We start from the raw sequence: 14,148 nt of genomic DNA on the forward strand, positions 1-14,148 counted from the left end.
GGCGTGGATCACTGGCACGCAGTCTGCACGGGCTCTTGCCACGGACGACGTTAGTCTGCTTTGAGCCCAATGTGTTCGTTAAGATCGGCGCATAAACAGATAACCGCGTTCTGCGAAATGTGTTTTCCAATCCAAACCATGGGCCAAAGCGGTGGCTTTAAAGTCTGCAATATTGGGCGACTCATCCGCGATTAGAAGCCATCCGTCATCGCTTACATGGTCCATCAACGAATTCAGAACCGTGCCCCGAGATGGGCGATCTAACATGTGCAGTGTTCGGTCGATCAGCACTATGTCAAATAGACCCTCTGGGTTGTAGGTAGTGATGTCAGCCACAACACCTTCAACTTCTAAATTTTCTTTTGTCGCTGCAGCTCTTAGATCGCGAATGCCATTGGGGGATATGTCCACTCCCACAACGCGATGCCCCAAATTCGCAATGAAAATAGCGTCACGGCCTTGTCCGCACCCCACGTCCAGGACACGAACGTTATGTTGGTCGAGTTGGTCGAAAAATTTGACAAAAACCGAAGTTGGTTGCCCCAATGCATTTCGTGTCTCGCCGTACAGTTTGTCGTAATTGTAAGCCATGGAATCAGCGTTAGTAGATATCCACGTGATTAGCTAAGTGAAATATTTCGTGAGCGGCAGGAATGTCCCGCATATCGGAAGTTGCAATGTTGGCAGCGGCAGAGCAGTTCAGAGATGGGATTCACGTTGATACGGATGCGAATCGGGCATTCTGCACCATATGCTGTCATTGGCTGACCCTGCGCGCCGACTTTTCCTTGCCTACATCAGTTGCCAAAGAGGTTGTTCAGCAGGTTGTTGATCGCATTTTCGAACCCATTGCCCTGATTGCGGCGCTGACGCCTCGGTTGCTCTTGCCGGACGGGCGGATCGGGGGCCAGCATTGGCAGCGGTGTGGGCGTCATCCCGTCAGTCACGCGCACCATCGTCTCTTTCCAAATCTCGGCTGGCAACCCGCCGCCAGTCACGCCGGACAGGGGGGTGTTGTCGTCATAACCCATCCAGACTCCGGTCACATAATCAGCCGTGAACCCGATGAACCAGGCATCCCGCGCCGCCTGCGTGGTGCCGGTCTTACCTGCCACCTGCCAGCCGGGTAGTTTCGCGCGCCCGCCCGTGCCTTCGGACACGACACGTTCCATCATCCAGGTCAGTTGCTTGGCAGCCTTACCGTTGATCACCCGCTCACCGATGCCGGTGCTCGTCGCCATCAGAGGGGCGTCGTCGCCCAGCAGCTTCAGCTCGGTCAACCCATAGGGCTCAACTGCAGAACCGCCGTTCAGGATACCGGCATAGGCCCCGGTCATCTCAATCAGCGTGCTTTCCGATGCGCCCAGCGCCAGCGCGGGTCCCTCGGCCAGATTGCTTTCAATGCCAAACTCACTGGCGACGGTACGGACATTTTCCAAACCGGCAACCTCGGCCACTTTCACGGCCGGGATGTTCAACGAGTTCTTGAGGGCATCAGCAAGCGTGACGCGCCCATAATGCTTGTTGGTATAGTTCTTGGGGCACCATTGCCCCGAACCGGCGATATTGATGCAATAGGGCTCGTCCACCACCGTATCCAGAGGCGAATAGCCCAGTTCCAACGCGGTAGCATAGACGAAGGGTTTGAAGGACGACCCTGTTTGCCTCAGCGCCTGTGTGGCCCGGTTGAATGCGCCCGATACGCGGGTCTTGCGCCCGCCGACCATCGCCCGCACGGCACCATCTGCGGACATCACCACAATCGCGGCCTGCGCCTTGGACCCTTCGCGGACCTTTTCCTTGAAGATATATTGCAATGCCTCTTCTGCGGATTTCTGCAGGCGCTGGTCCAGCGTCGTCCGGATCACCACGTCATCGGTGGTGTCCGAGCCGAAAAAGCTGGGCAGTTCCGTGATGACCCAATCGGCAAAATACCCACCGGCGCGTGCAGCCGCAGCCGCAGACAATTGCGCCGGGTTGCTGCGCGCCCCGCTGGCCTGGGCAGTGGTCAGATAGCCCTGCGCCTCCATCAGCCCAATCACCAACTGCGCCCTATCCTGCGAGCGTTGCAGGTTATTTGTCGGCGCATACCGCGTCGGCGCCACCAGCAGACCAGCCAGCATCGCCGCCTGCGAGGGGCTGACCTCGGCGGCAGAAATCCCGAAATAGCGCTGGCTTGCCGCCTCAAAACCCCGCGCACCGGACCCGAGGAAGGCACGGTTCAGATAGATGGTCAGGATTTCATCCTTGGAGTATTTGACCTCCATCGCGATCGCATAGACAGCCTCTTTGCCCTTGCGCCACAGGGATCCCTGACGGCAATCAGCCTCATAGGCGGCCTCAGACTCCCACTCGCTAGGGACATATGGCACGCCCAGGCACAACAGTTTGGCCGTCTGCTGGGTGATGGTCGATCCGCCATGACCAGACAGAGGCCCGCGCCCTTCGCGCAGGTTGATACGCACAGCGCTAGCGACACCCCGAGGACTGACGCCGAAATGGCGGTAGAATCGCTTGTCCTCGGTGGCGACCACTGCATTTTTCAGATACGGAGAAACCGTGTCCGCGGTGATTACCCCGCCGAACTGATCCCCACGCCAGGCAAAGACCTTGCCATCCCGGTCCAACAAGGTGACAGACCCGCGCGCACGCCCGTCCAGCAAGGCGCCGACATCAGGCAAAGAGGTATAGACAACCCCGACAGCCAGCGCCAGCAACAGGGCAGCCACAGCGCCCACGCGCCAACTTACCCCCCAGATCAGGCGCCAGACCCAGCGAAACAACCGGCGAAAAAAGCCACCACCACCGCCGGATTTCCGGCGTGTCTTTCTCCGTGTGCTTTTTCGGGTTGTCGTTTTGCGCGCCGCAGCCTTTTTGCCTGCGGGTTTCGCAGTGCCTTTGGTCGCCGTGGGTTTTCGCCCCTTCGACGCGTATCTTTTGTCCGCCACAAGCGGTGCCTTGCGGCGCCTGGACTCAGTCATGCTCAAACTCTGCCCGGTTATCGTTTTGAGGCACCATACCCTGCTATACCGATGAAGTAGAGGTCTGAATTTCCGGAATGCACCCTCTCTAACGCGCCTATATTTTAATCGATATGCAGAATCTGTGCAAAAATTGTGCACTCACTCACCAATTCCTCCCGAATTTGACCACTGAACCGTTCCTTACACAGCTTCGGCACGCTCTTTTTCTGCAGGTGCAAACACGCCGGACAGACCGGGGAAGCAGAGGGGAACAGCGTGAAACTGATTATTGCAACAATCAAACCGTTCAAGCTCGAGGAGGTGCGCGAGGCACTGACCGACGCGGGCATACGCGGCATGATGGTAACCGAGATCAAGGGCTTCGGCTCGCAATCGGGGCACACGGAAATCTATCGCGGTGCCGAATACGCGGTGAACTTTGTACCCAAGATCAAGCTTGAGATCGTGGTGCCCGCCACGATGGCCGACCAGATCGTAGAAACCATCACCAAATCCGCCAAGACCGGCAAGATCGGCGACGGCAAGATTTTCGTCCTCGACGTTGAGCAGGCCCTGCGCGTGCGGACCGGGGAAACGAACGAAGAGGCGCTTTAAGCGCCCCCACTCAACACTATTCGAGGACTGACAATGAACCTGATGAAATCTCTCATCCCTGCCGCCGCGATAGTCGCGCTGCCGCAGATTGGCCTAGCGCAGGAGGCCGCCACCGGCGAAGCCGCGCTGCACACACAATACATCTTCACCACGCTGCTGTTTCTGATGGCAGGGTTCCTGGTGTTCTTCATGGCCGCCGGCTTTGCCATGCTCGAAGGCGGGCTGGTGCGGTCGAAAAACGTGGCCATGCAGATGATCAAGAACGTGGCGCTGTTTTCCTTTGCCGCGATCATGTACTGGCTGATCGGCTTCAACCTGATGTATCCCGGCGACGGCTGGACCATCGCGGGGTGGGTTGGACCGTTCTTCAAAACCACAGTCCTGGATCCGGTGGGCGTGGGTGCTGACGCCGCGGCATTGGATTATGCTTCGGTTGGTTCGGACTTCTTCTTCCAGCTGGTGTTTGTGGCCGCAACCGCGTCGATCGTATCGGGTGCTGTAGCCGAACGTATCAAGCTGTGGCCCTTCCTGGTTTTCGTGATTGTTCTGACCGGCGTCATGTACCCGATCTCTGGCTCGTGGCAGTGGGGCGGTGGCTGGTTGTCCGAGGCTGGTTTCTCGGATTTTGCTGGCTCGACCATCGTGCATTCGGTTGGCGGCTGGGCGGCTCTGGCAGGTGCCCTGATCCTGGGTCCGCGGATTGGCAAGTACAAAGACGGCAAGGTTCATCCGATGCCCGGTTCGAACCTGGCGCTGGCCACTTTGGGGACATTCATCCTGTGGCTGGGATGGTTCGGCTTCAACGGCGGCTCGCAGCTGGCGATGGGAACCGTGGGTGACGTATCCGACGTGTCGCGCATCTTTGCTAACACCAACATGGCCGCAGCGGCAGGCGCAGTGGCAGCCCTGATCCTGACACAGCTGCTGTACAAAAAGCCTGATCTGACCATGGTGCTGAACGGCGCGCTGGCCGGCCTGGTGTCGATCACTGCAGAACCGCTGGCCCCGACGCTGTTCGGCGCGCTGTGGATCGGTGCCGTAGGCGGTATCATCGTGGTCTTCGCGGTTCCGATGCTGGACAAGTTCAAGATCGACGACGTTGTCGGTGCCATCCCGGTTCACCTGTTCGCCGGGATCTGGGGCACCATCGCCGTGATCTTTTACGGCGAAGCCAGCCTGGGTACGCAGCTGCTGGGTATCCTCGCCTACGGTCTGTTCACCTTTGTCGGCGCTTTGATCCTGTGGTCGATCCTGAAGTCCACCGTCGGCATTCGAGTCAGCGAAGAGGATGAGATCAACGGCCTGGACATGGCGGAACTGGGCATGGAAGCGTACCCGGAGTTCTCCAAGGGCTGATATCCAACCCAATCCAACAAAAAACCCGGGCGGTGTCGCCCGGGTTTCTTTTTTTTCCGCAGATTTAAACTCCGACGTCGATAATCGCTTTGGCCAGAATCGGAACCGTGTTGGCATTCAGCCCGGCAATGTTCAGACGGCTGTCGCCGACCATGTAGATGCCGTGATCAGCGCGCAGTTGTTCCACCAGTTCCGGTGCCGCGCCCAAGCGCGAGAACATGCCGCGATGCTGGGCGACAAAGCCGAACCGGTCGGAGCCGCTGTGGCGTTGCAGCTCATCGGCCAGTTGCTGGCGCAGCCCCAGCATGGACAAGCGGATCTCTTCCAGCTCGGCCTCCCAGTCGGCCCGCAGGACGGGGTCGGTCAGGATCGTGGTGACCACGCGCGCGCCGTGGTCGGGCGGGAATGAATAGTTCTGGCGGTTCAGAAAGGCCAGCGTGCTCTGGTTCAGCGCGGTCTGTCCCGCATCTGCGCTGATTGCCATCAATAGGCCGGTGCGTTCACGGTAGACGCCGAAATTCTTGGAACACGACGCGGCAATCAGGCATTCCTTGACTGAAGACGCAACAAGGCGGGTCGCCTGCGCATCCTCTTCCAGACCGTCGCCAAAACCCTGATAGGCAATGTCGATCATCGCCACGAGGCCAAGCTCGTTGATGATGTTCACCACTTCCTGCCACTGCACCAGGTTCAGGTTGGCCCCGGTCGGGTTGTGGCAGCAGCCGTGTAACAACACCACATCGCCCGACTTGGCGGTATTCAGATCGGCAATCATGCCGTCGAAATCGACGCCACGAGTCTCGCCATCGAAATAGCGGTATGGAACCGCTTCGATCCCCAGGTAATTCAGGATCGACAGATGGTTTGGCCAGGTCGGGTTCGAGACGAACACGCGGGCCGAGGGGTTGGCCATGCGGATCATCTCAAATGCCTGACGGCAGGCACCGGTTCCGCCGGGCGTCGCCACGGCAGCGATGTTGCCGCGTGGAACCGAGGTGCCCAGGATCAGGCCAATCATCGCATCAGCATAGGCCGGATCGCCCGCCAGACCGGTATAGGCCTTGCTTTCCTGCTCTTCCAGAATGCGCTTTTCGGCCGCTTTCACCGCACGCATCACCGGGGTCACCCCTTCGGCATTCTTGTAGACGCCAACACCCAAATCGATCTTTTGATCGCGCGGGTCTTCGCGGTACATCTGCATCAGCGCTAGAATCTTGTCGGCAGGTTGCGGCTTGAGATGTTCAAACATCAGGTCTCTCCGGTTGCGACGGGCAGGGTCGGGAAGGCACCCCATTCAGCCCAGGAGCCGTCATAAAGCGAGTGGTCTTTCTTGCCCATGCGCTCGAGCGCAAGGCTGAGAATCGCGGCAGTCACACCCGACCCGCATGAGGTAATCGCCGGTTTCGACAGGTCGACGCCAGCGGCCTCGAAAATGGCGCGGCATTCCTCGGGCGATTTCATCGTGTGATTCTTGTTCAGCAAGGTGCCGAAGGGGACGTTTCGTGATCCGGGGATACGACCAGACCGCAGCCCTTCGCGCGGCTCGGGATCGGTACCTGCGAAGCGGCCGGCTGCGCGTGCGTCGATGATCTCGTGATCCCCCAGCTTGGCTGCGGCAGATACCTGCGTGACATCACGCACCAGATGGTTCTGAACCCGCACGGTCATGTGGCGGTCGCGGATAACAGGCGGCAGGTCTTCAACCTCTCGCCCCTCGGCCAGCCATTTCGGCAAGCCACCGTCCAGCACGGCAATGTTGTCCTGCCCCATCAGGCGGAACATCCACCAGACCCGCGCAGCCGAAGACAGCCCCGAGCCGTCATAGACCACCACCTGATGGCCATCCCCCACGCCCATCGCCCGCAGGCGCGACATGAATTTCTCGACCGGAGGCACCATATGCGGCAGGTCCGACCGAAGATCGGCAATATCATCAATGTCAAAGAATCGCGCGCCGGGGATATGGGTCGCGTCATATTCCGCTTTGGCGTCGCGTCCGTGTTGCGGCAGATACCATGATCCGTCCAGGACCCGCAGGTCCGGATCCTTGAGATGGGCCGCAAGCCATTCGGTTGAAACGAGGGTTTTGGGATCGTCCTGCATCAATGCCTCCCCTATGCGCGCTTGGTTTGTCCCTATACGCGCGCGCATGTCTGTTCAAGGCTGGATGGCGGCCTGTACCGCTAACGGGCCCGCCTGAGGCGGAAAAACTGAGCGATCCCGATCAGACTGATCAAAATCCAGAAGGATTCGATCAGCATCGAGGCCAAATTGAAGTTCTCAAACAGCGAATAGACGATCAGAATCGACCCCAATAGGTTTACCACTGGAAAGGCCAGGTCGTCGGAATTCATCATCCGCATCTGCGTGGCGAAATACGCAGCGACCACGATCATCGCCCCGATTGAGCCGATTCCATCCGCGATGGTCAAAGTGTCAAGAAACGCAGTCATGATCAGCCCTTGCCGTTTTCAGGAAACTCGCTGTGTTGCCCATAATGGTGCATGTTCAAAAACGCTGCCCCCTGCGCGCCCGCACGATAGCCATGCGGCAGATCGGCGGCAAAACGCAGACCCTGTCCAGCGTTTAGCGGCACCCAGGCCTCACCACGCAGAATTTCAAGCGTACCGGAAAGGACAAAGACCTCTTCGGTCACGCCCGCCGCATGCGCGGGCGACTCGTGGCATTGGTTTGGGGTCAGACTGACGTGAAAGGTTTCGGCCCCTAGCGCGGAATCAAACGGAAAGACGATCTTGACCTCGATGCTGCCCGGAAAAGTCACGGTCTGAAAAACAGAGGGGTCCCCATTCGCGGTTTCAATCAGCGCGCTCAGCGGCAGTTGGAACCCCTTGGCGATCTTCCACAAAGTGGCGATGGTCGGGCTGGATTCGCCACGCTCGATCTGCCCCAGCATGGCTTTGCTGACGCCTGTCATCTCGGCGACTTTGGACAGGCTCAGCCCGGATGCCGCCCGCATGTCCCGTAATTTCAGCGTGATCTCGTCCGGTGCCATGATGCCGTCTTTCGAATCCTCTTGTGCGTTATAGCGCACATGTGGTACGTGCGCTATAACGCACAAACCCCAAGACATGCAACCCGAGGCAAAAGGGAAACAGCATATGCCATTGTACCGATCCAGAACCTCAACCCATGGCCGCAACATGGCCGGTGCCCGCGGCCTGTGGCGCGCGACTGGCATGGGCGACGACGATTTCGGCAAGCCGATCATCGCCATCGTCAACTCGTTCACCCAGTTCGTACCGGGCCACGTGCACCTGAAGGATCTGGGTCAGATGGTCGCCCGCGAGGTAGAGGCCGCGGGTGGTGTTGCCAAGGAATTCAACACCATCGCCGTGGATGACGGTATCGCCATGGGCCATGACGGGATGTTGTATTCGCTGCCCTCGCGTGAGGTAATCGCGGATTCTGTTGAATATATGGTCAACGCGCACTGTGCTGATGCGATGGTCTGCATCTCGAACTGTGACAAGATCACGCCCGGCATGCTGATGGCCGCGATGCGCCTGAACATCCCCGCCATTTTCGTCTCGGGTGGGCCAATGGAGGCGGGCAAGATCGACATCGCCGATCTGGACGCCAAAAAGATCGACCTCGTGGACGCTATGGTGGCCGCGGCCGACGACAAGTTCACCGATGAGCAGGTTCAGCATATCGAGGAAAACGCCTGCCCGACTTGCGGGTCGTGCTCGGGCATGTTCACCGCCAACTCGATGAACTGTCTGGCCGAGGCGCTGGGTCTGGCGCTGCCGGGCAACGGCTCGACTCTGGCCACACATGCGGACCGCAAAGAGCTGTTCCTTGAAGCCGGTCGCCGGATCGTCGAGATCACCAAACGGCACTATGATCTGGACGAGAAAGGCTTCCTCCCGCGCGAAATCGCCACGTTCGAGGCGTTCGAAAACGCCATGAGCCTGGATATCGCCATGGGCGGATCGACCAACACGGTGCTGCATCTGCTGGCCATCGCGCATGAGGGCGAGGTGGATTTCACAATGACCGACATGGACCGTCTCAGCCGTCAGGTGCCCTGTCTGTGCAAAGTCGCACCCAATACCGAAAATGTGCATATGGAAGACGTCCACCGCGCCGGTGGCATCTTCTCAATTCTCGGGGAACTCAGCCGCGCCGGGTTGCTGCACGAGGATTGCAGCACGGTCCATTCCGGCACGATGGGTGAGGCGATTGCCAATTGGGACATCAAGGTGGCCAACAACCCCAAGGCGCAAGACTTGTTCAAGGCCGCGCCGGGCGGTGTGCGCACCACGCAGGCCTTCAGCCAGTCAAACCGGTACAAAGAGCTGGACACCGACCGCGAAGGCGGCGTGATCCGGTCGAAAGAACATGCGTTCAGCCAGGATGGCGGTCTGGCGGTTCTGTTCGGCAATATTGCCCGCGACGGCTGTATCGTGAAAACAGCCGGTGTCGATCCGGCCAGCCTGACCTTCACCGGGTCGGCCTATGTCTGCGAAAGCCAGGATCAGGCGGTGAACGACATTCTGACCAGCAAGGTCAAAGAGGGCGACGTGGTGGTCATCCGCTATGAAGGCCCGCGCGGCGGGCCGGGCATGCAGGAGATGCTGTACCCGACGTCTTACCTGAAATCCAAAGGTCTGGGTAAAGCCTGTGCTTTGCTGACGGATGGACGGTTCTCGGGTGGAACCTCCGGCCTGTCGATCGGCCACGTCTCACCCGAAGCAGCCGAAGGCGGTGTGATCGGGTTGGTGCGTCAGGGTGACCAGATCGAAATCGACATCCCGAACCGCTCGATCCATCTGGCAGTCTCAGATGAAGTGCTTGCCGAACGACGCCAGGAGCAGGATGCAAAAGGCTGGATACCGGCAGCGCCCCGCAAGCGCAAAGTCTCAACCGCGCTCAAAGCCTATGCCAAACTGACAACAAGCGCGGCAAAAGGGGCCGTGCGGGAGGTCTAAGACATAAGGGCCGGGCACCAAATCAACTGATCCGGCCCAATCAATTCCCAAAGCGCTCCCGCGCCTTCTAGCGCTATCGGCTTCGGTCTTGGGCCTGGCGCGGCGCATAGCGCGGCGCCAGGCCCAACCAGAGGAGATGTTTCGCAAGATACATTGCCGATGGGCGGGAGAAGGTGATTTCCAGCTCAATCCCCAAGCTTGGCGTGGACTTCATCCAGATCAATCTCGGCGATCGGCATCTTGTTGGCCGGATCTTCAAAATCGTATTTGAATAGATCGAAATCCTGTTTGTAGATCTCGTAGACAAGATGCATCGACAGGTCGTCGAAATAGTCCTCGACAGGATGCTTTCGTTTGGGTCCGTGGCCTTCGGATTCGTTGAACCGCGGGATTTCGGACAGGGCCACCTTGTGTGGCGTGTCCAAGTTGCTCAGAACACCTTGCATCCCATCGTTGAACTTCTCGGTCCAGAAGATGCGATCATATCGTCCGCCATTTGCAATAAAGGTCGACACATGGCCAGACATGGCGGACCAGTGGATATCCGGGTCCATGGGCCTGCGCCACCTGATCGTGTCACGAGCAAATAACAGGAATCTGCGGAAACTGGCGACCTGGTCGAAATCACCCTGACCGTCCTCTCCGCCAACCTCGATGCCGTAATTGTAGATCAGCGTCGGCACCAGATTGCCGCGATACCGTTTGCCGTTGCGCTGAATTCCACAGATCTTGTCAAAGAACGAACTGAGAATTCGCGTGTACGGGTTCCGCACGCAGGTGAAAGAAAAGGAGTTATGATTTCGGACATTTGTCGAAATCGGCTCCTGGCTGGGACCGAACGCCCATTTATGCATCCCGTCCTTGGCATCGTGGATATCGCCGTCAAAAAACCGGCCATGATCCGAAAAATACATGATTTGCCCGATGGTTGAGCATGCACATTTCGGGACAACACGGTAAACCATGCTCTCGCTCTCGGTCATCCATGTACCGGGAAAACCCATTTGCTGCGCCTCCTCAACAGGTCGTAACTCACTATTCGCGCCTGCTTTTGTATCTACAGAACCAAAAATAATCTGTTTATTCAATCGCTCATCCTCAGTATCACAGAGGGAACCGGGCAGAAACGGATAACAAAGAACTGAAATGGCAAAAATTGCCTACATTTTGTTGTGCCACAAGGACCCTGACGCAATCATTGCGCAGGCCGAGCAGCTAACCGCCGCTGGCGATTGCATGGCCATACATTTTGACGCCCGCGCAAGTCGCGAGGCCTATGCACGCATTCAGGGCGCTCTTCAGGCCAATTCGAATGTCACTTTTGCAACCAAACGCATCAAATGCGGTTGGGGCGAGTGGTCTTTGGTACAGGCCACATTGAACGCAGTGCAAGCCGCCCTCGAGGCCTTTCCCCGCGCGACGCATTTCTACATGCTGTCAGGGGATTGCATGGCGATCAAAACAGCGGAATACGCGCATCAATTCCTGAACGACAACGACAGGGATTTTGTCGAAAGCCACGACTTTTTTGCCAGTAACTGGATCAAGACCGGCATGAAAGAAGACCGGCTGATCTATCGCCATTTCTTCAATGAACGCACCCAGAGCAGACGATTCTATACATCCTATGACGTACAGAAAAAACTTGGTCTGACCCGCGAGGTTCCGGCTGACATCCAGATCATGATCGGCAGTCAGTGGTGGTGTCTGCGCCGTCATACTGTTGAAATGATCTTTGAATTCCTGGCCCAGCGCCCGGACGTAATCCGCTTTTTCTCGACCACCTGGATACCGGATGAGACCTTCTTTCAAACGCTTGTCCGCCACCTTGTTCCCCGTGAAGAGATCGACAACCGAACGCTAACATTCCTGATGTTCTCGGACTACGGAATGCCCGTGACATTCTATAACGACCATTACGACATGCTGTTAGGGCAGGATTTTCTGTTCGCCCGCAAAATCAGCCCCGAGGCACATGAGCTGAAGGACCGGTTGGGCCAGCTCTATTCTGCGGATGGGGTGGATTTTCACATCTCGGATGAAGGCCGCAATCTCCATAGTTTCTTAACCGCAAGAGGGCGCGTCGGACGCCGCCACAAGCAAAGGTTCTGGGAGGCCGGAAATACGCTGGGACCGGACCGCGATGTTTTCCTGATCGTATGCAAGAAATGGCATGTGGCCAAGCGTCTGGTCGATCAGATTAAATCCGAAACCGATATCCCTTGTGTCGAGTATCTGTTCAACGAACAGGATACGGCTCTGCCCGATCTGGGTGGCATCGAAACGACCTTGCTCAAACGGTCCCGCCACCGGCGTGCTCTTGTGCGGATGCTGTTTGACAGTTTCGAAACCGACCGGCTGGTTCTATGCATCGATCCCTCAGATATCGAAATCATTCAGGACTTCTGTGCAGACCAGGTCAAAACCCATGTGCTTGAAGTCGAGTGTGAATATTCCGACGATTACCTGATCGGCCACGCCCGCCGTGTGGGGTTAGCCGGTCAGGACAGCCCGACCGAAACCGTGGCACGGCTTGTCCCAACCTTGCACAACGCGATGGAATACGAATCCGAATTGATCCGGGGCACCGCGTTGGATCGACATGCACGCCTGCGGGAAACCAGCGACCGGGCAGAAAACGAAGACGCCATTGTCCAGTTTCTGAATGTTTCACAGGAACAGGCGCAGGCCATCATGCGACTGGATTATCTGTTTGCAGATTGATGAGCCGGCGGTACCATCAGGTACCGCCGACAGCACGATCAGATGTCGAACTTGACGCCTTGCGCCAGCGGAAGCTCGGCTGAGTAGTTTACGGTGTTGGTTTGGCGGCGCATATAGGCCTTCCACGCATCCGAGCCGCTTTCGCGCCCGCCACCGGTTTCCTTCTCACCACCAAATGCGCCACCGATCTCGGCCCCCGATGGCCCGATATTGACATTGGCAATGCCACAATCCGATCCCGCTGCGGTCAGGAATTGCTCGGCCTCGCGCATGTTCAGAGTGAATACGCAAGACGACAGACCTTGCGGTACGTCATTTTGCAATTCGATGGCTTCGTCGAACGCGTCGTACCCCATGACATAGAGGATCGGCGCAAAGGTTTCGGTCTTTACGGTTGCTGTCTGGCCAGGCATCTCGACAATCGCGGGCTGCATATAGACACCGGCGGGGACGTTTTCGGTCACGCGGTCGCCACCAAAGACTGCGCCGCCTTCGGCCTTTGCAGCGTCCAGCGCAGCGGTCATGGCCGCGCCCGAGGCTTCGTCCACCAGCGGACCGATCAATGTGCCTTCGGTCAGCGGATTGCCGATTGGCAGACCGGCATAGGCTTTTTTCAACCGGCTCACCAGCTCCTCGCGGATCGAGTTGTGAACGATCAGTCGGCGCAGCGTGGTGCAGCGTTGACCGGCTGTGCCGACAGCAGAAAAGACAATCGCACGCACGGCCATTTCCAGATCGGCCGAAGGGCCCACGATCATCGCGTTATTGCCGCCAAGCTCGAGAATACATTTCCCGAACCGCTGCGCCACGATGGGGGCTACTGCACGGCCCATCCGTGTGGACCCGGTCGCCGAAATGACCGGCACGTCCTCGCTGGCCACCAGCGCCTCGCCCAGCGCGGCACCTCCGATCAGGGTCTGCAGCAGGTGGTCGGGCGCATCGCCAAATCGGGCCAGTGCACGTTCAAAGATCTTCTGGCAGGCCATCGCGGTCAACGGCGTCTTTTCAGACGGCTTCCAGATCACCGGATCACCGCAGACCAGCGCCAGCGCGGCATTCCACGACCAGACCGCCACCGGAAAGTTGAAGGCCGAGATCACGCCCACCGGTCCTGCCGGGTGCCACGTTTCCATCATCCGGTGGCCCGGGCGCTCAGATGCGATGGTCAAACCATAAAGCTGGCGCGACAGGCCGACGGCGAAATCGCAGATGTCGATCATCTCCTGCACTTCACCCAGACCTTCCGAGGTAATCTTACCAGCTTCCCAGCTGACCAGCGCACCCAGATCGTCCTTGGCGGCGCGCAATTCCTCGCCCAGCAGGCGGATCAGTTCGCCCCGGCGTGGGGCCGGAACCGTGCGCCACGCCTTGAATGCCGTCTTGGCATTGGCAAACACCGTGCCCATCCCTGACGCAGGCGTTTCATGTACCTCGGCCAGAATGCCGCCATCAATGGGCGAGCGTACAGCCAGTGTGCCGCCCATCAGCTCAGCGGCTGTCAGGTCCAGATTTGCAAGGGTTGTTGGGGCTGTCATAGC

12 protein-coding genes are annotated in these 14,148 nt (G+C 58.4%); 4 read left to right on the forward strand and 8 right to left on the reverse strand.

Translation table 11 applies throughout. The features are described from left to right. Window positions 1–78 precede the first annotated feature (78 nt). Both FN806_RS14535 and FN806_RS14540 read right to left on the reverse strand, forming a co-directional pair. Window positions 79–591: a class I SAM-dependent methyltransferase gene (locus FN806_RS14535; protein ID WP_142638399.1), complete on the reverse strand. Its 513-nt coding sequence runs from the start codon at window positions 589–591 to the stop codon at window positions 79–81. A 206-nt stretch (window positions 592–797) separates the two neighbouring features. Further along, the gene (locus tag FN806_RS14540) at window positions 798–2,981 is read right to left on the reverse strand and encodes a transglycosylase domain-containing protein (RefSeq protein WP_142638401.1); all 2,184 of its coding nucleotides are present in this window, start codon (window positions 2,979–2,981) and stop codon (window positions 798–800) included. A 258-nt stretch (window positions 2,982–3,239) separates the two neighbouring features. On the opposite strand from FN806_RS14540, the gene FN806_RS14545 reads away from it, so the two are divergent. Together FN806_RS14545 and FN806_RS14550 are read left to right on the forward strand one after the other, a co-directional pair. Then, window positions 3,240–3,578, forward strand: a complete 339-nt coding sequence (locus tag FN806_RS14545) for a P-II family nitrogen regulator (RefSeq protein WP_142638403.1) — start codon at window positions 3,240–3,242, stop codon at window positions 3,576–3,578. A 33-nt stretch (window positions 3,579–3,611) separates the two neighbouring features. Further along, on the forward strand, window positions 3,612–4,934 hold the full coding sequence (locus tag FN806_RS14550; RefSeq protein ID WP_142638405.1) for an ammonium transporter: 1,323 nt from the start codon (window positions 3,612–3,614) through the stop codon (window positions 4,932–4,934). Window positions 4,935–4,998: 64 nt separating this feature from the next. Here FN806_RS14550 and FN806_RS14555 read toward each other — a convergent pair whose 3' ends face one another. From FN806_RS14555 to FN806_RS14570, 4 genes are all read right to left on the reverse strand, one after another. After that, entirely contained in the window at window positions 4,999–6,183 is a 1,185-nt protein-coding gene (locus tag FN806_RS14555; RefSeq protein WP_142638407.1) for an amino acid aminotransferase, read from the reverse strand. Further along, window positions 6,183–7,037, reverse strand: coding sequence for a 3-mercaptopyruvate sulfurtransferase (gene sseA / locus FN806_RS14560; RefSeq protein WP_142638408.1), 855 nt, complete (start codon window positions 7,035–7,037; stop codon window positions 6,183–6,185). The genes FN806_RS14555 and sseA overlap by 1 nt, the downstream gene beginning before the upstream one ends. A gap of 80 nt (window positions 7,038–7,117) precedes the next feature. Then, the gene (locus tag FN806_RS14565; protein ID WP_142638410.1) at window positions 7,118–7,387 is read right to left on the reverse strand and encodes a CBU_0592 family membrane protein; all 270 of its coding nucleotides are present in this window, start codon (window positions 7,385–7,387) and stop codon (window positions 7,118–7,120) included. A 2-nt stretch (window positions 7,388–7,389) separates the two neighbouring features. Next, window positions 7,390–7,947 (reverse strand): helix-turn-helix domain-containing protein, encoded by a 558-nt coding sequence (locus FN806_RS14570; protein ID WP_142638464.1) that lies wholly within the window; start codon window positions 7,945–7,947, stop codon window positions 7,390–7,392. A gap of 106 nt (window positions 7,948–8,053) precedes the next feature. On the opposite strand from FN806_RS14570, the gene ilvD reads away from it, so the two are divergent. Beyond that, entirely contained in the window at window positions 8,054–9,886 is a 1,833-nt protein-coding gene (ilvD, locus tag FN806_RS14575) for a dihydroxy-acid dehydratase (protein WP_142638412.1), read from the forward strand. A 185-nt stretch (window positions 9,887–10,071) separates the two neighbouring features. Here the strand turns inward: ilvD and FN806_RS14580 are convergent, their stop codons facing one another. Further along, window positions 10,072–10,890 (reverse strand): sulfotransferase family protein, encoded by an 819-nt coding sequence (locus FN806_RS14580; RefSeq protein WP_142638414.1) that lies wholly within the window; start codon window positions 10,888–10,890, stop codon window positions 10,072–10,074. Between the two features lie 142 nt (window positions 10,891–11,032). On the opposite strand from FN806_RS14580, the gene FN806_RS14585 reads away from it, so the two are divergent. Next, a complete protein-coding gene (locus FN806_RS14585; RefSeq protein ID WP_142638416.1) occupies window positions 11,033–12,610 on the forward strand; it encodes a DUF5928 domain-containing protein in 1,578 nt (525 codons plus the stop codon). Window positions 12,611–12,648: 38 nt separating this feature from the next. On the opposite strand, the gene amaB is transcribed toward FN806_RS14585, so the two are convergent. Next, window positions 12,649–14,145, reverse strand: coding sequence for an L-piperidine-6-carboxylate dehydrogenase (gene amaB, locus FN806_RS14590; RefSeq protein WP_142638466.1), 1,497 nt, complete (start codon window positions 14,143–14,145; stop codon window positions 12,649–12,651). Window positions 14,146–14,148: the final 3 nt, after the last annotated feature.

Origin of the sequence: Ruegeria faecimaris, from assembly GCF_900182615.1 — a bacterium.
GTDB lineage: Bacteria > Pseudomonadota > Alphaproteobacteria > Rhodobacterales > Rhodobacteraceae > Ruegeria > Ruegeria faecimaris.

Bases quoted from the DNA above. Each gene is read 5' to 3' on its own strand.
- FN806_RS14535 (WP_142638399.1), bottom strand. From the start codon at position 591: ATGGCTTACAATTACGACAAACTGTACGGCGAGACACGAAATGCATTG.
- FN806_RS14540 (WP_142638401.1), bottom strand. From the start codon at position 2,981: ATGACTGAGTCCAGGCGCCGCAAGGCACCGCTTGTGGCGGACAAAAGA.
- FN806_RS14550 (WP_142638405.1), top strand. From the start codon at position 3,612: ATGAACCTGATGAAATCTCTCATCCCTGCCGCCGCGATAGTCGCGCTG.
- FN806_RS14555 (WP_142638407.1), bottom strand. From the start codon at position 6,183: ATGTTTGAACATCTCAAGCCGCAACCTGCCGACAAGATTCTAGCGCTG.
- sseA (WP_142638408.1), bottom strand. From the start codon at position 7,037: ATGCAGGACGATCCCAAAACCCTCGTTTCAACCGAATGGCTTGCGGCC.
- FN806_RS14565 (WP_142638410.1), bottom strand. From the start codon at position 7,387: ATGACTGCGTTTCTTGACACTTTGACCATCGCGGATGGAATCGGCTCA.
- FN806_RS14570 (WP_142638464.1), bottom strand. From the start codon at position 7,947: ATGGCACCGGACGAGATCACGCTGAAATTACGGGACATGCGGGCGGCA.
- ilvD (WP_142638412.1), top strand. From the start codon at position 8,054: ATGCCATTGTACCGATCCAGAACCTCAACCCATGGCCGCAACATGGCC.
- FN806_RS14580 (WP_142638414.1), bottom strand. From the start codon at position 10,890: ATGGGTTTTCCCGGTACATGGATGACCGAGAGCGAGAGCATGGTTTAC.
- FN806_RS14585 (WP_142638416.1), top strand. From the start codon at position 11,033: ATGGCAAAAATTGCCTACATTTTGTTGTGCCACAAGGACCCTGACGCA.
- amaB (WP_142638466.1), bottom strand. From the start codon at position 14,145: ATGACAGCCCCAACAACCCTTGCAAATCTGGACCTGACAGCCGCTGAG.